The organism is Variovorax sp. P5_A3, from assembly GCF_056400665.1.
The window spans coordinates 75,222-92,300 of sequence record NZ_JBFUKW010000002.1; the positions used below are offsets into that span (position 1 = coordinate 75,222).

The 17,079-nt window shown below is 62.4% G+C and carries 16 protein-coding genes and 1 tRNA gene; 14 read left to right on the forward strand and 3 right to left on the reverse strand.

The features are described 5' to 3' along the window. Positions 1-11 precede the first annotated feature (11 nt). The gene (locus tag AC1D3B_RS02480; RefSeq protein ID WP_478189080.1) at positions 12-974 is read right to left on the reverse strand and encodes a GlxA family transcriptional regulator; all 963 of its coding nucleotides are present in this window, start codon (positions 972-974) and stop codon (positions 12-14) included. 112 nt (positions 975-1,086) lie between these two features. Between AC1D3B_RS02480 and AC1D3B_RS02485 the strand changes: the two genes are divergently transcribed. From AC1D3B_RS02485 to AC1D3B_RS02535, 11 genes are all read left to right on the forward strand, one after another. Beyond that, positions 1,087-1,398, forward strand: a complete 312-nt coding sequence (locus AC1D3B_RS02485) for a putative quinol monooxygenase (protein WP_478189081.1) — start codon at positions 1,087-1,089, stop codon at positions 1,396-1,398. 217 nt (positions 1,399-1,615) lie between these two features. Further along, positions 1,616-3,523, forward strand: a complete 1,908-nt coding sequence (gene thrS, locus AC1D3B_RS02490; RefSeq protein WP_478189082.1) for a threonine--tRNA ligase — start codon at positions 1,616-1,618, stop codon at positions 3,521-3,523. Positions 3,524-3,618: 95 nt separating this feature from the next. Further along, on the forward strand, positions 3,619-4,230 hold the full coding sequence (gene infC, locus AC1D3B_RS02495; RefSeq protein ID WP_478189621.1) for a translation initiation factor IF-3: 612 nt from the start codon (positions 3,619-3,621) through the stop codon (positions 4,228-4,230). A gap of 141 nt (positions 4,231-4,371) precedes the next feature. Further along, a complete protein-coding gene (gene rpmI / locus AC1D3B_RS02500) occupies positions 4,372-4,575 on the forward strand; it encodes a 50S ribosomal protein L35 (protein ID WP_028253491.1) in 204 nt (67 codons plus the stop codon). A gap of 24 nt (positions 4,576-4,599) precedes the next feature. After that, positions 4,600-4,959, forward strand: a complete 360-nt coding sequence (rplT, locus tag AC1D3B_RS02505) for a 50S ribosomal protein L20 (RefSeq protein ID WP_028253492.1) — start codon at positions 4,600-4,602, stop codon at positions 4,957-4,959. Between the two features lie 134 nt (positions 4,960-5,093). Then, positions 5,094-6,170, forward strand: a complete 1,077-nt coding sequence (gene pheS / locus AC1D3B_RS02510) for a phenylalanine--tRNA ligase subunit alpha (RefSeq protein WP_478189083.1) — start codon at positions 5,094-5,096, stop codon at positions 6,168-6,170. 18 nt (positions 6,171-6,188) lie between these two features. After that, a complete protein-coding gene (gene pheT / locus AC1D3B_RS02515; protein WP_478189084.1) occupies positions 6,189-8,621 on the forward strand; it encodes a phenylalanine--tRNA ligase subunit beta in 2,433 nt (810 codons plus the stop codon). Continuing rightward, entirely contained in the window at positions 8,618-8,989 is a 372-nt protein-coding gene (locus tag AC1D3B_RS02520) for an integration host factor subunit alpha (RefSeq protein WP_478189085.1), read from the forward strand. The genes pheT and AC1D3B_RS02520 overlap by 4 nt, the downstream gene beginning before the upstream one ends. A 65-nt stretch (positions 8,990-9,054) precedes the next feature. Beyond that, positions 9,055-9,519, forward strand: a complete 465-nt coding sequence (locus AC1D3B_RS02525; RefSeq protein ID WP_478189086.1) for a MerR family transcriptional regulator — start codon at positions 9,055-9,057, stop codon at positions 9,517-9,519. A 26-nt stretch (positions 9,520-9,545) separates the two neighbouring features. Next, a tRNA-Pro gene (locus AC1D3B_RS02530) sits at positions 9,546-9,622 on the forward strand. A 192-nt stretch (positions 9,623-9,814) separates the two neighbouring features. Continuing rightward, on the forward strand, positions 9,815-11,065 hold the full coding sequence (locus AC1D3B_RS02535) for a tyrosine-type recombinase/integrase (RefSeq protein WP_478189087.1): 1,251 nt from the start codon (positions 9,815-9,817) through the stop codon (positions 11,063-11,065). Between the two features lie 115 nt (positions 11,066-11,180). On the opposite strand, the gene AC1D3B_RS02540 is transcribed toward AC1D3B_RS02535, so the two are convergent. Both AC1D3B_RS02540 and AC1D3B_RS02545 read right to left on the reverse strand, forming a co-directional pair. Beyond that, the gene (locus tag AC1D3B_RS02540; RefSeq protein ID WP_478189088.1) at positions 11,181-12,095 is read right to left on the reverse strand and encodes an enoyl-CoA hydratase; all 915 of its coding nucleotides are present in this window, start codon (positions 12,093-12,095) and stop codon (positions 11,181-11,183) included. 16 nt (positions 12,096-12,111) lie between these two features. Next, on the reverse strand, positions 12,112-13,128 hold the full coding sequence (locus tag AC1D3B_RS02545) for a polysaccharide deacetylase family protein (RefSeq protein ID WP_478189089.1): 1,017 nt from the start codon (positions 13,126-13,128) through the stop codon (positions 12,112-12,114). Positions 13,129-13,271: 143 nt separating this feature from the next. Between AC1D3B_RS02545 and AC1D3B_RS02550 the strand changes: the two genes are divergently transcribed. From AC1D3B_RS02550 to AC1D3B_RS02560, 3 genes are all read left to right on the forward strand, one after another. Further along, the gene (locus tag AC1D3B_RS02550; protein ID WP_478189090.1) at positions 13,272-14,231 is read left to right on the forward strand and encodes a LysR substrate-binding domain-containing protein; all 960 of its coding nucleotides are present in this window, start codon (positions 13,272-13,274) and stop codon (positions 14,229-14,231) included. Between the two features lie 130 nt (positions 14,232-14,361). Next, positions 14,362-15,336 (forward strand): Bug family tripartite tricarboxylate transporter substrate binding protein, encoded by a 975-nt coding sequence (locus AC1D3B_RS02555; protein ID WP_478189091.1) that lies wholly within the window; start codon positions 14,362-14,364, stop codon positions 15,334-15,336. Between the two features lie 24 nt (positions 15,337-15,360). After that, positions 15,361-16,908, forward strand: coding sequence for an AMP-binding protein (locus AC1D3B_RS02560; RefSeq protein ID WP_478189092.1), 1,548 nt, complete (start codon positions 15,361-15,363; stop codon positions 16,906-16,908). The last annotated feature ends 171 nt before the right edge of the window (positions 16,909-17,079 follow it).

The window sequence follows — 17,079 nt, forward strand, 5'->3', positions numbered from 1 at the left end:
CAGCGTGGGCTTCAGTTGCTGGACCGCAATTCGCGAACGCTTCGGCCGACGCGCCGCCGCAGCAGCGAGCGCAGCGTGACGCCGTCGGCATAGCCGACCAGTTCGGCGATCTGCTCGAGGCTCTTGTCGCTCGTCTTGAGCATGTGGACGGCGCGCTCGACCCGGAGGTCCTGAAAGTACGACAGCGGGGTCTTGCCCAGCACCTGGTGCATGCGTCGGGCCAGGGTACGCTTGCTCGTTCCCGCTGCAGCCGCGGCATCGTCGAGCGAGAACCCGTCTGCAAGCCGTCCGCGCGCCCAGCGTTCGAAGCGCTCGACTGTCGGGTCCAAATGGCTCAGATGGTCTGTGATCACGTAGGCGGATTGGGACGGCCTCGAGTCGACGATCAGGTATTTGGCGACGAGGGCCGCGAGTTCCGGGCTTGCCTGACGCACCAGGAGGAGCGCCATGTCGATGTGGCTCAGCGCGGCGCCCGCCGTGACAAATGGGCCGGACGTCACCAGCATGCGCGATTCGTCCAGTCGCACGGCCGGATAGCGCTGCCGAAACAGGGAAGCGAGCCACCAGGTGGTCGTCGCCTTCTGCTCGTCCAGCAGCCCCGATTCGGCGAGCACGAAGGTGCCGATGCACGCGGCCGCGATGTTGCATCCGCGACCGGCGTGGCCTCGCAGGAGCTCGCCTGCATCCGCGACGTCTCGTCTCCGGAGAGCGGATTGCAACTTGTCAGGCATCTTGTCGCCGATGGCGGGGACAACGATCCAATCCGGGATTCCGCCTGCGCCTGCCGAGGCTACCCGGACGCGAAGGCCCTGAGCGGTGTGCACCGACTTCCGCATGCCGATCACCGACACATCGAATCGAGCGACATCGAGATCGAGTGCATCGGCCAACTCGTTGGCCGTGCCGAACACGTCCTGTACCGTGGCAAGGCCGGTGTCGAAAGCGCCATCGAGGGCAAGAATGCTGACCTTCATGGCAATAACGATAGCAAAGATGTCAAAAATGCCAATAGGGCGATTCGATGGTCGAGCCTAGAGTCGGCTTCGGTCAGCGCAATTTCGCGCACCGCGTTCACCGGAGACTCTCATGATCAAGTTCGCACTGTTCGCCCGCCTCGAAGCCAAGGCGGGCAAGGAAGCCGAAGTTCAGCAGTTCCTCGAAGCTGGCCTCGCAATGGCACGTGACGAAAAGACGACGCCGATCTGGTTTGCCCTGCGTCTGTCGCCCAGTACGTTCGGGATCTTCGATGCGTTCGAAGACGAGGCGGGTCGCCAGGCACACCTCACGGGCCCGATAGCCCAGGCCCTCATGGCGAAGGCGCCGGAACTGTTCGCCAAGCCGCCGACCATCGAGCAGATCGACGTGCTGGGACTCAAGAACGCGGCGTCTGCATCCTGAGGCGTAACGGATAGAATCGCCACCTTCGACTCAGCAGCAACAAGGGCGAGAAAGGCACTTTGGTTATGACACCGCGAACTACGCCGCCGGAATTCAGCGGTCTTTTCCTTGAAGGAAAAGGCCGGTAGGCTGCGCATGCTGGAAATTTCCAGCGCATGAACCAAAGCAAAGCGCGGCCTGAGACCGCGCTTTTTTGTTTTCCCGTCGAGGTTTTTTCATGATCCAGATCACTCTTCCCGACAACTCGCGGCGCGAGTTTCCCGGCCCGATTTCGGTGGCCGATGTTGCCAAGTCCATCGGCCCGGGCCTGGCGAAGATGACGGTTGCCGGCAAGGTCGATGGCCGACTGGTCGATGCGAGCGACGTCATCGACCATGACGCGAAGCTGCAGATCATCACGCCGAAGGACGACGAGGGGCTGGAGATCATCCGGCACTCTACGGCGCATCTTGTGGGTCATGCGGTCAAGCAGCTCTATCCGACGGCAAAGATGGTGATCGGGCCGGTGATTGACGAGGGCTTCTACTACGACATCTCGTACGAGCGCCCGTTCACGCCCGAAGACATGGAGGCCATCGAGGCACGCATGCGCGAGCTGATCGCGCAGGACTACGACGTGATCAAGAAGATGACGCCGCGCGACGAGGTCATCGACGTGTTCAGGTCGCGAGGCGAAGACTACAAGCTGCGCCTCGTGGAGGACATGCCCGACGAGAAGGCGATGGGCTTGTACTATCACCAGGAGTACGTGGACATGTGTCGCGGCCCGCACGTGCCGAACACGCGCTTCCTCAAGGTCTTCAAGCTCACGAAACTTGCCGGCGCGTATTGGCGCGGTGACGCGAAGAATGAGCAACTGCAGCGGATCTACGGCACGGCATGGGCCGACAAGAAGCAGCTCGACGATTACATCCGCCGCATCGAGGAGGCCGAAAAGCGCGATCACCGGCGGCTCGGCAAGGAACTCGATCTGTTTCATATCGATGAAGCCGCGCCGGGCGTGGTGTTCTGGCACCCCAAGGGCTGGGCGATCTGGCAGCAGGTCGAGCAATACATGCGCCGTGTCTACCGCGACACAGGCTACCAGGAGGTCAAGGGCCCGCAGATCCTCGACAAGAGCCTTTGGGAGAAGACGGGCCACTGGCAGAACTACCGCGAGAACATGTTCACAACGGAGTCGGAGAAGCGTGAATACGCCCTGAAGCCGATGAACTGTCCTGGGCACGTGCTCATCTTCAAGTCGGATCTGCGCAGCTACCGGGACCTTCCCTTGCGCTACGGCGAGTTCGGCCAATGCCATCGCAACGAACCGAGCGGCGCGCTGCACGGGATCATGCGCGTCCGTGGCTTCACCCAGGATGATGGCCACGTTTTCTGTACGGAGGACCAGATCCTCGAGGAATGCGTCGCGTACACGGCACAGTTGCAGAAGGTCTATGCGGACTTCGGCTTCACGGACATCCTCTACAAGGTGGCGACGCGCCCTGACAACCGGGTGGGCTCGGACGAACTGTGGGACAAGGCCGAGTTTGCGGTGATGGAGGCGCTGCGTCGCTCCGGCGTGGACTTCGTCATTTCGCCAGGCGAGGGCGCCTTCTACGGGCCGAAGATCGAGTACACGCTGAAGGATGCCATCGGCCGCCAGTGGCAGTGCGGCACGATGCAGGTCGATTTCAACACGGCCGAACGACTGGGCGGCGAGTACGTGACGGAGACGAGCGGACGGTCCTACCCCGTCATGCTTCATCGCGCGATCGTTGGTAGCCTCGAGCGCTTTATCGGCATGCTGATCGAGCATCATGCGGGCGCGTTGCCGGCGTGGCTCGCCCCGGTGCAAGTGGCCGTGCTCAATATCAGCGAGGGGCAGGCAGAGTACGCGGCCCACGTTGCCAAAACGCTGATGGATCAAGGGCTTAGAGTTTCGCTCGACCTGCACAACGAGAAGATTACGTATAAAATACGGAAGCATTCGTTGCAAAAGCTTCCGTACATCCTCGTCGTAGGTGACAAGGAGAGGGAGGCTGGAGCCGTCGCAGTGCGCGCCCGGGGCAATCTTGACCTCGGTGCCATGTCGGTGGACGCCTTCTCTCAAAAGATTGCTCACGACATCCAACACAAGCTTTGAATTAACAAGTTCAAAGGCTGATTTTTCCGATCAGGCTGCTTGTGGGCGTGGACTCAACGGTGTTAGCTACAGTTCTGTAGCAATTTGTTTGAAGGATTCTGACCATCGCTACTGCATTTCGCGACCGCCGCCACCGCGAGGAACGCCAACACCGCCTGAACCGGGAAATCATGGCCCCGGAAGTCCGCCTGATCGGGCCCGACAATGAGCCGTTGGGTGTTGTGAGTCTTGCCGAGGCGTTGCGCTTGGCTGGCGAACAAGACGTGGATCTGGTGGAAGTTGTCGCGGCGGCCAATCCGCCGGTCTGCCGTCTGATCGAGTACGGTAAGTTCAAGTATCACGAGCAGAAGAAGGCGGCCGAAGCGAAATCGAAGCAGAAGGTCATTGAAGTCAAGGAAATCAAGTTCCGCCCGGGCACCGACGACGGTGACTACAACATCAAGATGCGCAACATCCGGCGCTTCTTGGATGAGGGTGACAAGTGCAAGATCACGCTCCGCTTTCGCGGTCGCGAAATCACGCACCAGGAGCTTGGTCTCGCTTTGCTGCAGCGAATTCGCGACGAGCTTGGCGACCTGATTGTCGTCGAGCAGTTTCCGAAGCTTGAAGGCCGCCAGATGATCATGATGATCGCCCCAGGTCGCAAGAAGGCGGGTGGGGCCGCAAAGCAGGCCGCAGAAGCCACGGCGGCGCCGGCGGCAGCTTAAGTAGCAGAAGATTTGAAGGGATTTCGCCCCTGCCAGCACTTCAAGGTGCAGGGTTAGGGCGAGATGAAGAAGTGTCTCGGGGCCAACAAGTCCGCGGAGCATCTGCGGCGCCTCACGAGCACAAACTAAAGGAGCATTCACATGCCCAAAATGAAGACCAAGAGCAGCGCGAAAAAGCGTTTCCGCGTTCGTCCCGGTGGCACCGTCAAGCGCGGTCAAGCCTTCAAGCGTCACATCCTGACCAAGAAGACCACCAAGAACAAGCGTCACCTGCGTGGTGCAACGGCAGTTCACGAGACCAACATGGTTTCGATGGCCGCCATGTTGCCCGGCAGCGGCATTTAATCCAGACGAACAAGGAGTACACACATGCCTCGCGTCAAACGTGGTGTAACGGCTCGCGCCCGCCACAAGAAGGTTCTCGCACTCGCCAAGGGTTTCCGCGGTCGTCGCGGCAATGTTTTCCGCATCGCCAAGCAGGCGGTGATGAAGGCCGGCCAATACGCTTACCGTGACCGCCGCACCAAGAAGCGCGTGTTCCGCCAACTGTGGATAGCACGTATCAATGCTGCCTCGCGTGAACTGGGTCTGACCTACAGCCAGTTCGCCAACGGCATTCGCAAGGCTGGTATCGAGATCGACCGCAAGGTTCTTGCCGATATCGCCGTGCATGACAAAGCCGCTTTTGCCGGCATCGTGGAGCAGGTCAAGGCCAAGCTGGCTGCTTGATTCCGCATGGCAGGTTGTCGTCTTCAGATGGCTTCCTGCGCCCACGGCACAAGGGCTGGCGCTTGAAAGGGCTCCAGCCCTTTTTTTCATCTCTGCGACAGTCCGTATTCATCTTTCACTCCGAAGATTTCCCCATGATCGAGTTGGACTCCCTGGTCGAAACCGCACGCTCAGCCTTTGCCGCAGCATCGGCGCCGGCTGATCTTGAGAACGCCAAGGCGCAGTTTCTCGGCAAGGCTGGCCGTATCACCGAATTGATGAAAGGCATGGCGGCCTTGAGCGTGGAGGAGAAGAAGTCCCGCGGCGCTGCCATCAACGTTGCCAAGCAGGCGATCGAAGCTGCGCTCGCCGAACGCCGCCAGCAACTGGCCGACGAAGAACTCGCGGTTCAACTTCGCGCCGAAGCGCTCGACGTTACCTTGCCCGGTCGCCGGCGCGTACCGGGCGGGCTGCACCCGGTGAGCCGGACGATGGAGCGCATCGAGGCGATCTTCTCCAGCATGGGCTTCGACGTGGCGGACGGTCCTGAGATCGAGACCGATTGGCACAGCTTCACTTCGCTCAACAACCCGCCCAACCACCCCGCTCGATCGATGCAGGATACCTTCTACGTCGACATCAACGGCGAAGGCGGCATTCCGTACAACCTGCGCCCGCACACCAGTCCGATGCAGGTGCGCTATGCGCATCAGCAAATCAAGAAATTCGCGGCGCAGTTCGAAGCCGCAGCGTCGGATCTTTCCGGCACGCTCAAAGCGCCCGAGATCCGCGTGATCGCGCCGGGCCGTACCTACCGTGTCGACAGCGATGCGACCCACTCGCCGATGTTCCATCAGTGCGAAGGCCTGTGGCTCGGCGAGAACGTGAGCTTCAAGGACCTGAAGGTTGTCTTCACCGATTTCTGCCGAACCTTCTTCGAGAGCGATGACTTGGTCCTGCGCTTTCGCCCGAGTTTTTTCCCGTTCACCGAGCCCAGCGCGGAGATCGACATCCAGTTCCAGAGTGGCCCGTTGGCCGGCCGTTGGCTCGAAGTCGCGGGTTCGGGGCAGGTGCACCCGAACGTCGTACGCAACATGGGCCTCGATCCCGAGCGCTACATCGGCTTTGCGTTCGGCATGGGCCCTGACCGACTCACGATGCTGCGATACGGTGTGAACGATCTGCGGCTGTTCTTCGACGGCGACCTGCGCTTCCTGAGCCAATTCCAGTAATAGAACGAGAACGACGAGATGCAATTTCCCGAGTCCTGGTTGCGCGAGTTCTGCGATCCGCAACTCAGCAGTGCCGAACTGGCCGAAACGCTCACGATGGGCGGTTTCGAGGTCGAAGAGCGCCGTCCGGTGGCACCGCCTTTCACGAAGGTTGTAGTTGGCGAGATCAAGGAGGCCGTCCAGCACCCGAATGCCGATCGGCTCCGCGTGTGCCAGGTCGATGCAGGGCAGGGCGCCTTGTTGAACATCGTCTGCGGTGCGCCCAACGCGCGTGTCGGTATCAAGGTTCCCGTCGCACTCGTCGGGGCCGAGTTGCCGCCGGGTGAAGACGGGAAGCCATTTCTCATCAAGCTCGGCAAATTGCGCGGTGTCGAAAGTCAGGGCATGTTGTGCTCGGCGCGCGAACTCAAGCTCAACGAGGATCATGCGGGCCTGCTCGAACTCGCGGCCGACGCATCGATCGGAGCCGATGTGCGCGAGGTGCTCAAACTCGACGACGCCCTTCTGACGCTCAAGCTGACGCCGAATCTTGCGCATGGACTGAGCGTCCACGGCATCGCGCGCGAGCTGGCCGCGTTGACCGGCGCACCGTTGAAGACACCCGCCATCGAACCCGTAGCGGCAGCGTTGGCAGGCAAGCTGCCTGTCAAGGTCGAAGCTCCAGAATTGTGCGGTCGCTTTTCTGGCCGGATAGTGCGCGGTGTCGACACCAAGGTCGCGACGCCCGCGTGGATGGTCGACCGCCTCGCCCGGTGCGGTCAGCGCAGCGTGTCGCCGCTCGTCGATATCTCGAACTACGTGATGTTCGAGTACGGGCAGCCGACCCACATCTTCGATCTCGACAAGATCCATGGCAGCCTGACAGTGCGCTGGGGCAAGCCGGGCGAGCAACTGAAGCTGCTCAACGGCAACACGGTCACGGTCGACGAGAAGGTCGGCGTCATCGCCGACGAGCGCGAAGTCGAGTCGCTCGCCGGCATCATGGGCGGTGACGCCACCGCGGTCTCCGACGACACGCGCAACATCTACGTCGAAGCTGCCTTCTGGTGGCCCGAGAGCATCCAGGGGCGTTCGCGCCGCTTCAATTTCTCGACCGACGCCGGGCATCGTTTCGAGCGTGGCGTGGACCCCAGCCGAACCGTGGCCATGATCGAGCGCATCACGCAGTTGATCATGGACATCTGCGGTGGAGAGGCTGGCGCGATCGACGATCAGACATTGCGCCTGCCGGAGGCCAAGCCTGTCACGCTGCGGGTCGCGCGCGCGGCACGGGTGATCGGCATGCCGCTCACGCAGGCCCAGTGCGCCGATGCACTGCGACGCCTTGCCCTGCCGGTCGCGGAGGGCGAAGGCACCTTGGTCGTCACGCCGCCGCCGCACCGGTTCGACTTGCTGATCGAGGAAGACCTGATCGAAGAGGTGGCGCGGCTCATCGGCTACAACAACCTGCCGACCACGCCGCCGCTGGCGCCCATCACTGCGCGCGTGCGTCCTGAGGCCCAGCGCAGCGGCTCAGCCGTGCGAAGCCGCCTGGCCGCATTGGGTTATCAGGAGACCATCAATTTCAGCTTTGTAGAGGCCCACTGGGAAGAGGATCTTGCCGGCAACGCCAATCCGATCAAGCTGTTGAACCCGATCGCGAGCCAGATGAGCGTGATGCGATCGTCGCTGATCGGCTCCCTGCTGCAGGTGCTCAAGTTCAACCTGGATCGCAAGGCGCCGCGCGCTCGCGTGTTCGAGTTGGGCCGCGTCTTCGTTCGCGATGACACGGTCGTCACGACCGACAGCACGGTCAAGGGCATCCGCCAGCCCATGCGCGTGGCTGGGCTGGCTTGGGGCGACGCGGACGAGGCGCGCTGGGACGGCAAGGCGCAACGCACCGACTTCTTCGACATCAAGGGCGACGTCGAGGCTTTGCTTGCGCCGCGCGTTCCGACTTTCGAGCCTGTGGAGCATCCGGCCCTGCATCCAGGGCGCGCAGCGCGCGTGCTGCTCGAGGGGAGCGCCATCGGCGTCGTGGGAGAACTGCACCCACGCTGGCGCCAGAAATGGGACTTCGCCCATGCGCCCATGCTTTTCGAACTCGAACTCGATGCCGTCACCTCCCGACCGGTGCCAGTGGCCCAGCCGGTACCCAAGCTCCAGGCGGTCGAACGCGACATTGCCGTGGTGGTTGCCGAGGCAGTCACGCACGACGCGCTCATGCAGGCGATCCACGCCGCGTCGGACCCGACTCTGCTGCGTGACGTTGCACTGTTCGATATCTTCCGACCGACGGTCTCGCGCGATGGCTCGGTCGCCTCTGGCCTCGCCCAGGGCGAGAAGAGCATGGCTGTGCGGCTCAGCTTCAACGGGGACTCCGTCACGCTGACCGACGAGCAGGTCGAAGCAGCCGTCCGTGCCATCGTCGATCAACTGGATGCGCGGCTCGGTGCGCGCCTGCGGGCATGAACGCCATGGAATTCACGCTCGAAGCCCTCGAAACGCCGGCGCTGACCAAGGCGCACTTGGCTGACCTGCTTTTCGAGCAGATCGGCTTGAACAAGCGCGAGTCCAAGGACATGGTCGAAGCCTTTTTCGACCTGATCGCGAACAGCCTGATCGAGGGCACGGACGTGAAGATCTCCGGCTTCGGCAACTTCCAGATCCGCGTCAAGGCGCCCCGGCCGGGGCGCAATCCACGCACCGGCGAGGCCATTCCCATTGGCGAGCGCCGGGTGGCGACGTTCCATGCGAGCGCCAAGCTCAAGGAACAAATCCACGGAAGCATCGGTGAAGAGGCTCCCAAAGAGGTCGAATGGAGCGTCGGCTCCGAATAAGTGCTTGGTAGTGCAAGGGAGGGTGGAGTAACCTCTGAGGTTTCGCTTGCACTGTATTGATTTCAATGGAGAAAACCCTCCCGCCGATTCCCGTCAAACGCTACTTCACCATCGGTGAAGTGGGGGAGTTGTGCGGCGTCAAGCCGCACGTGCTGCGCTACTGGGAGCAGGAGTTCACGCAACTGCGCCCGATGAAGCGGCGCGGCAACCGGCGCTACTACCAGCACCACGAGGTGCTCATGATCCGCCGCATCCGTGACCTGCTCTACGACCAGGGGTTCACGATCAGCGGGGCACGCAACAAGCTGCAGGAACTGGTGCAGTCCGAGCGCGATCGACGCAAGGCCGGCGAAGTACCGCTCGAAGGCATGGAGGCCATCGAGATCGACCAGGAAGAGTTCGATGCCGCTCTGCAGGATGACATGGACCCGCCGCCGCCACAGGCAGTGCGGACGGTCGATCTGTCGCAGTTGCTCCACCTTCGTCGCGAGCTGAACGAAATTCGTGAGTTGCTCACGCCGAGCCACTGAAATCACGGGGCTATAATCGAGAGCTTCGGTGTGTGGCGCAGCCTGGTAGCGCACTTGCATGGGGTGCAAGGGGTCGAAGGTTCGAATCCTTTCACACCGACCAATAAAACGTCCAAGGGCGTCCGGTTTCATCCACCGGACGCCCTTTTTCATTGGGGAAACTGGCGGATCGTGTCCGGAGGCATACACTGAAATCCGGTGACTGCCAGCGCCAAGTGGGGGTACAAGAGGGGGTACAAACCGCCTGAACCCCCTGGGACAGCAGTTTTGTACCCCCACCCCCTGGATGTCCCCCATGCCGTTGACCGATGCTGCATGCCGTAATGCCTCCTGTCCGCCTGACCGAAAGCAGGCACGCTACGCTGACGCAGGTGGCCTTTATCTGGAGGTCTCCGTCTCGGGATCTCGCCGATGGTTCTGGAAGTTCAGGATCGAGGGGGTTGAGAAGAAATTCGCCCTGGGCTCCTATCCCGACGTGAGCCTTGCTGCGGCGCGAAAGGCGCGTGACGCCGCCAAAGCCCAGAAGGCCTCCGGAATCAATCCCATACAGGCGCGCCAGGTCATCAAGCTCAAGGCGGCCGTGAACACCGGCGATACCTTTCGAGAGACGGCGCTCGAGTGGTTCGACAAGCACCATGAGCGCTGGAGCGGCCACTACGCCACGCGCGAGAAGCGCAACCTGGAAAAGGACCTGTTTCCGTACTTCGCTGCTCGTCGCATCAGCGAAATCGAGGCCATCGAGTTGTTGGCAGCGCTGCGCCGTGTCGAGGAGCGTGGCGCTCTCGACGTGGCCGGCCGCGTGCTGATGACGGCACGCGCGGTGTGGCGCTACGCGGTGGCGACTGCGCGGGCGCCGCGCGATATCACGGCGGATCTCAAGGGGGCACTCACACCCCACAAGAAGCGTCACTTTGCGGCGATCACCGATACGGCCCAACTGGGGGCGCTGATACGCGTCATTCGGGGCTACCAGGGCGGCCCCATCGTGCGTACGGCGCTTCAACTGGCGCCCATGCTTTTTCAGCGCCCGAACGAACTGCGGGCGGCGGCCTGGGCCGAGATCGATCTCGACGGGGCACTCTGGACCGTGCCCGCAGCGCGGATGAAGCGGCGCATCGATGGCAAGCAACATGGGGATCCGCACTTGGTGCCCCTGCCCAGGCAGGCTGTGGAGTTGCTGCGCAAGCTGCACCCCACTACGGGCCATAGCACGCTGGTCTTCCCGGGCGAGCGCAGTCATGAGCGGCCGATCTCGGACAACACTCTACGTGCAGCGCTTCTGACCTTGGGTTACGGGCCGACCGTGCAGACGGTTCATGGCTTCCGGGCGACTGCCCGGACCCTGTTGGCGGAAGTGCTGGATATCGATCCATTGGTGATCGAAGCTCAGTTAGCGCACGCCGTCAAAGATGCCAATGGGCGCGCCTATAACCGTACCCAATACCTCAAGCAGCGCGCTGTGATGCTCCAGCGGTGGGCGGACTATCTGGACGTACTAGCTATCAAAGCAGGTTCTCTAGCGGTTGCGTTGAAAGTGGCCGCATGAGAACGGCCTCCGTCAGCTGTAAGTACGGCCCTCCCGATCTGCTCTAGCGCATTTTCGAGCCCAGGCGTCGCGCGTTGGCGCGACGCTGCATAGAGTGCGCTCCGATATCAGCCGGTCAAGAGGTTGTCCGGTCCCCCGTCCCGAGCAGTGCCGGCAAATTGAACCGGACGCGGATCTTTTCGCGAAGTGCTGGATGGATGCCCTTCGGATCAACCAGCAATCCCCACTGCTGTTTGTTGTGGTGGTGCGAAAGCTGGTGCAGGCCGAAGGCGTGCATCATGGCGTTGCGACGCGCGCCGACATCCTGCGCGTGGTTCACGGACTCCTTGACGGCCTTGAGCACGAAGCTCCCCTTGTTGGCGATTCGCTTGGCGAGGTCCAGCGCGCTTTCCATCAGGCCCTCTGTCGGGAACACCTGGTTGACCATGCCGCACTGCTTCGCATCCTGAGCGCCCAGCCAATCGCCGGTCATCAGCCATTCCTTGGCCTTGCGGGCGCCCAGTTCCCAGGGATGCATGAAGAACTCTACGCCCGCCACGCCGAACTCGAGCGTGGGATCGCGAAACCGGGCGTTCTCAGCCGCGACGATCAGGTCGCAGCACCAGGCAAGCATCAGTCCGCCTGCCACGCAGGAGCCTTGCACCGCCGCGATCGTCGGCTTGGCCAGGTTTCTCCAGCGTTCACACATCTCCAGGTAGATCTCCTTTTCGCGTCCGTAGAGACCTTCGACGCCGGGCCCGTCGAAAGCAGCCCAGGTACCCACCGTGCGGAAGTCACGCCAGGTCCTGTGGTGGTCGCCACCCATGTCGTGCCCAGCCGAAAAATGATCGCCGTCGCCGGAGAGGATGACGACCTTGACTGCGTCGTCCTGCGCAGCGCGGTCGAACGCTGCGTTCAACGCATAGGTCATCTCCATGTTCTGCGCGTTGCGCACGGCCGGTCGCGACATCGCGATGTTCACGATGTCCGGCGTGAGATGCTCGTAGCGCAAGCCGTCGTAGGCGGTGGGGTCGAAAGATGTGGTCTGCATGGAAGTCTTTGCTGGGTCAGCTCTGATATTCGGGATAAAGAGGAATGGGCCGGATCCCGGCGCCCGTAGCGGCCGCAATGTGCTCACGCATGCGCGAAGTGATCTCCGCCTGCATTTCGCCGGGCGCGGGATACAGCTTCTCGATGTCGTCCAGGATCGAGGGCATGCGGTCCGTGACCGGGACACCCAGCGCCAACGCCCACTTCTCAACCTGAAAGATGAATTCGGGGCTCACGCGCGGAGGAATTTCGGCGTTCATGCGGTCACCCATGGCCTCATCGAGCGACACGAACTCGACCTCCGCAGCCCGAAAGCCATTCAGAATCTGCTCCAGGCAATCAGCGGCGATGGACGTGCCATGGATCAGCCAGATGTGGATCGGATCCCGACCGAAGACCGCTCTCGCGTTCGCTGCATGGGTGCGCAGCTCGTGCAGCGCGCTCTCGACATAGGCGCGACGGATCTGGGCCGCGTCCTCGGCTGATCCGCGCTTCAGAACGCGGCAATACGCCGCGTTCCAGCGGATGTCGTGAAAGCCGATGCTCACCGGGATCGGCGTGTAGCCCATGCCTTCGAGCTTGTCCAGGATCGCATCGCATTTACACGCCGTGTCGCCCCATAGATCCATGCAGAACCGGAAGCAGCGTCGCGGCGCCTGGTTGATGTAGCGGCCCAGGTATTTCTCGGCCTGTTCGATGTCGCGCGCGTAGGTGTCGGCGTCCAACCAGTTGAGAGGTGGATGGTTGTGCGTGTGGTTGGCGACATGGTGGCCACTCTCGACCCACAGGTCGAAAACCTTGAGCAGGCTCTCGTCATCTTCCAGGGGTGCGGTATTGGAGAACTGGTACACCCCGGCCACGCGATGCGCCTTCAGGGCAGCGATCATGGCTCGAATGTTTGATGGCACACTGTGCCCGGGAGCCATCGGGACGCCTCGCAGCAGCAGCATGTCGTCGATCGTGATGGCGATCTTCAGTCTGCCCAGGGGTGAAACTGGCACGTGAGGCTCGCGGATGCCGGGGGTGCTTTGCATGATTCGCGGCGAGTTGGTTGACGATCGCCGAGCATCGTTGTTGCGGCTTCGCCGGTCTATTCGACAATCCGAAAGATGACTTTCAGCATGGAAAAGTGGCGGCAGTCGGACGGTGAAGACGCAGCCCGGAATTCGTCGTTTCGATGGTAGACAGCACTCCACCCCGGCAGCAGGGCGACCCCAGGCGCTCGGTCCACTTCGATCTTGCCGACCTGCGCCTGATGGTGCGCATCGCTGACACGAACAGCCTCACGCGTGCGGCCGAACAGGTCCACACCTCCCTGCCGGCTGCGAGCAATCGGATCAAGCAGCTGGAACTATCGGTCGGCACGCGCCTGATCAACCGCACCAGCAAGGGTCTGACGCTGACCAGCGCGGGCCAGACGATGATCAAGCACTCGCGGCTGATCCTGGAGCAGATCGAACAGCTGCGCGGCGAGATGCTCGATATCTCCGAGGGCGTCGACGGACGCTTGCGCATCATGGCCAGCACGACGGCCATCAGCGAGTTTCTGCCCTCGGTCATCGAACGCTTTCTTGCAAGCCGGCCTCGAACCAGCATCGACCTGCGTGAGCGCCTGTCGAGCGACATCGTTCGCGCCGTTGCGGAAGGCGTGGTCGATGTCGGCGTGATCCTCGAAAACGTCGGCACGTCAGGGCTGGAAATCTATCCCTACCGCACCGACCACATGGTGCTCGCCGTTCCCTCGGGTCACCCGCTGGCCGACAGGCGGGCTGTGTCGTTTGAGGAGACGCTGGACTTCGATCACGTCGGACTCTCCCAGACGAGCACCCTGCACGCGTTCTTGCAGCAGCAGGCCGAAATGCTCAGGCGACACATCAGTCTTCGCGCGCAGGTGGGGAATTTCGAAGCCTTGTGCCGGATGGTTCAGGCACGAATCGGCGTCGGTGTGCTCACCCATCTGCCGGCCGTGCGCCATGCGAAGTCCATGAACATCCGCATCGTCGAGCTGAAGGACGAGTGGTCCGTCCGGCCGCAGTACATCTGCATCCGGAATTCGGAAGAACTGCCCCCCTTCGTCCGTGACTTCGTCGAGATGCTGCGCGCAGACGCGCGTGATAGCCAAAGCGCTTCCAGCTGACAGGTGGCGGATTAAGCAGGGCGAAACTGCTCTTTTCCAATCGTGAATTGCCAGGAGGCCGGCCCCTCGCGATTATTCGGGCCTGAAGGCGACGTGCGCCTGCTGACAACTTCAAGAACTGGAGACGACAATGAATTTCAGATTGGGCGCGAAGGTCGCCATGGCTGCGGCCCTCGCTGTGACGATGCAAACCGGGTTCGCGCAGGCGTGGCCCTCGCGGCCGGTGCAGCTGGTCGTTCCGTATCCACCTGGCGGCGTGCTGGACAACTTCGCCCGCCCCATGGCCGAGGCTCTGAGCAAGGAGCTCGGGCAGCCCGTCGTGATCGACAACAGGGCTGGAGCGAATGGGATCATCGGGACGACCCGCTGTGCCAAGGCTCCGGCCGACGGCTACACGCTGTGCATCAGCAATGGCGACATCATGTCGCTCAATCCACAGCTGTATTCGAAGCTTTCATACAACCCGAAGGCCGATCTGGTTCCCGTGGTCCGCATGGCGAACATGGTGGCGGCGATCGTCGTCTCCTCCAGCGTCGGTGCGAAGAACCTCACCGAGCTGGCTGCCTTGGACAAGGTGAATCCCGGAAAGGTCAACTGGGGGACTTTCGGCACCGGCAGCACCTCACACGTGTTCCTGACCGAATACAACCGTGTGTTCGGAACCCACCTGACCCACGTGCCGTACAACGGGTCGGCGCCCCTGATGCAGGCCCTGCTGGCGGGTGATGTGCAGTCCGCGATGCTGGCGCACGTCGCCGTGGCGCAATACCTCGATTCCGGCAAGCTGCGGGCCATCGCCGTGATGGGCGAAAAGCGCTCCGACTTCTTCCCTGGCGTCCCGACCATCAGCGAACAGAAGTTCGACTTCTCCGGCGAGAACTGGATCGGTATGACGGCCCCTGCAGGCACGCCCTCCGCGGTCCTGGACCGCGTCAATGTCGCGGTCAACAAGATCCTGGCCGATGCCGCATTCCGCAAGCGCAGTCTGGAGGCATTGGGGCTCGAACCCGTGGGCGGCTCGCGGGATTCATTCGCGCAATATCTGGGACGCGAGCAGGCACTTTGGTCAGACCTGATATCGCACAGCAGGATCAAGCTGGACTGAGAACTGATCGAGATCTTCAGCCGTATGAAGCTGCATCAACCTCCCACATTCTTCTCCTTGGTACTGCGTGCCCTGCGCAGGTATCCGGACCGCATCGCCTTTCGCCAGGTTGAAGTGGCGGTCCGCTACCAAGACGTCATCGACTTCATGGGGAAAGTTCAGGCCATCCTGAGTACCCAAGGTGTCTGCAGGGGCGCGCGCGTCGCGTTGCTGACGGAGAACCGGTACGAAACCTGGTGTGCGTCCGTCGCGGCCCAGGGGCTCGGTGCGGCCACCAGCTGGCTGCATCCGCTCAGTTCACTGGACTCCCAGGTCTCCCAGATCACCGACGTGGGCGCGTCGGTCTTGATCATCGACAGCGACGCATTTGAAGCCCGGGCCCATGAACTCGCCGTGGCGCTGCCTGACGTCTCCGTCTTCCACGTCGGAAAGTCAGGCCCCGGTGCCGATCTTCTGTCGCTGGTTGCCGCACACGACCACGCCGAACCGATCGAGCGAGCCGGCGCCGCCGACATCGGCACGCTGAACTTCACCGGGGGCACGACTGGCCGCCAGAAAGCCATCATGCGAGAGGCAGGTCAGGTCGCACTCATGGCCGTCGCCATGAACAGCGAACTGGAGTTGCCGGACGGCGTGCAGTACCTGGCCATCGCGTTGATCAGCCATGTCACAGGGCAGTTGATCGCACCGACGCTGATGCGTGGAGGCACCGTCCATCTGATGAAGAAGTTCGACCCCGGGCAGGTCCTGGAGACCATCCAGCGCGAACGCATCAGTGCGACCTTGATGGTGCCCACGATGATCTACAGACTTCTGGAGGCTCCACTCGAGGCGTTTGACCTTGGCAGCCTCGAGCTCATCGTCTACGCGGGATCCGTCATTGCGCCGGACCGTCTGCGGCAAGCCATTCAACGCATTGGTCCGGTCTTTTCTCAAGTCTACGCGCAGACGGAATGCACCCCCATCGCAGTTCTGCGGCGCGGCGATCATGATCTCGACGACCCCTCCTCGCTGTCAGCATGCGGCTACCCCATGGCGACGGCCGAGATCGCGATTCTTGACGACAGCAACGAGCCGGTCGCCGCTGGCGACGTCGGTGAGATCTGCGTACGAAGCCCGTCAGTGATGCAGGGCTATCTCGGGCAGGCCGAAGCAACCCAGCAGGCCCTTGCGGGTGAATGGTTGCACACGGGGGACATCGGTTTTCTCGATCCGCGTGGCCGCCTGTCGATCGTGGACCGGAAGAAGGACATGATCGTATCCGGAGGCTCGAACGTCTATCCGCGAGAGGTCGAGGACGTTCTGGCCGCCCATGCCGCAGTCGCATCGGCCGCCGTGATCGGCGTGCCCCATGCGACGTGGGGTGAAGCCGTCGCTGCGTTTGTCGTGCTGCGGGCCGGGGCTGAAGCCGAGGCCGCTGACTTGATCGCCTATGTCCGCGAGCGCAAGGGATCGTTGATCGCGCCTAAGCAAATCATCTTTGCGGACGCACTGCCTACGACGCCATTCGGGAAGATCGACAAGAAGAAGCTGCGTGCGCCCTATTGGGAGCGGGAGACAAGGCTGATCTGACACGTCGTGGCCAGGCATTCCGTGACCCTGGGTGCAGCGGAACCGGCCAGGCGGCCGCTCCGCCGCCCCTTCAAAGACTTGCCGCAAGCGTGACCTGCTTGAGGGTGCTTCGCGGCGCAGCGCGAGAAGTCCGATGGGGAACGACGCCACGCACCGCTAACTACGCGACCC

Bases quoted from the DNA above. Each gene is read 5' to 3' on its own strand.
- AC1D3B_RS02480 (WP_478189080.1), bottom strand. From the start codon at position 974: ATGAAGGTCAGCATTCTTGCCCTCGATGGCGCTTTCGACACCGGCCTT.
- AC1D3B_RS02485 (WP_478189081.1), top strand. From the start codon at position 1,087: ATGATCAAGTTCGCACTGTTCGCCCGCCTCGAAGCCAAGGCGGGCAAG.
- thrS (WP_478189082.1), top strand. From the start codon at position 1,616: ATGATCCAGATCACTCTTCCCGACAACTCGCGGCGCGAGTTTCCCGGC.
- rpmI (WP_028253491.1), top strand. From the start codon at position 4,372: ATGCCCAAAATGAAGACCAAGAGCAGCGCGAAAAAGCGTTTCCGCGTT.
- rplT (WP_028253492.1), top strand. From the start codon at position 4,600: ATGCCTCGCGTCAAACGTGGTGTAACGGCTCGCGCCCGCCACAAGAAG.
- pheS (WP_478189083.1), top strand. From the start codon at position 5,094: ATGATCGAGTTGGACTCCCTGGTCGAAACCGCACGCTCAGCCTTTGCC.
- pheT (WP_478189084.1), top strand. From the start codon at position 6,189: ATGCAATTTCCCGAGTCCTGGTTGCGCGAGTTCTGCGATCCGCAACTC.
- AC1D3B_RS02520 (WP_478189085.1), top strand. From the start codon at position 8,618: ATGAACGCCATGGAATTCACGCTCGAAGCCCTCGAAACGCCGGCGCTG.
- AC1D3B_RS02525 (WP_478189086.1), top strand. From the start codon at position 9,055: ATGGAGAAAACCCTCCCGCCGATTCCCGTCAAACGCTACTTCACCATC.
- AC1D3B_RS02535 (WP_478189087.1), top strand. From the start codon at position 9,815: ATGCCGTTGACCGATGCTGCATGCCGTAATGCCTCCTGTCCGCCTGAC.
- AC1D3B_RS02540 (WP_478189088.1), bottom strand. From the start codon at position 12,095: ATGCAGACCACATCTTTCGACCCCACCGCCTACGACGGCTTGCGCTAC.
- AC1D3B_RS02545 (WP_478189089.1), bottom strand. From the start codon at position 13,128: ATGCAAAGCACCCCCGGCATCCGCGAGCCTCACGTGCCAGTTTCACCC.
- AC1D3B_RS02550 (WP_478189090.1), top strand. From the start codon at position 13,272: ATGGTAGACAGCACTCCACCCCGGCAGCAGGGCGACCCCAGGCGCTCG.
- AC1D3B_RS02555 (WP_478189091.1), top strand. From the start codon at position 14,362: ATGAATTTCAGATTGGGCGCGAAGGTCGCCATGGCTGCGGCCCTCGCT.
- AC1D3B_RS02560 (WP_478189092.1), top strand. From the start codon at position 15,361: ATGAAGCTGCATCAACCTCCCACATTCTTCTCCTTGGTACTGCGTGCC.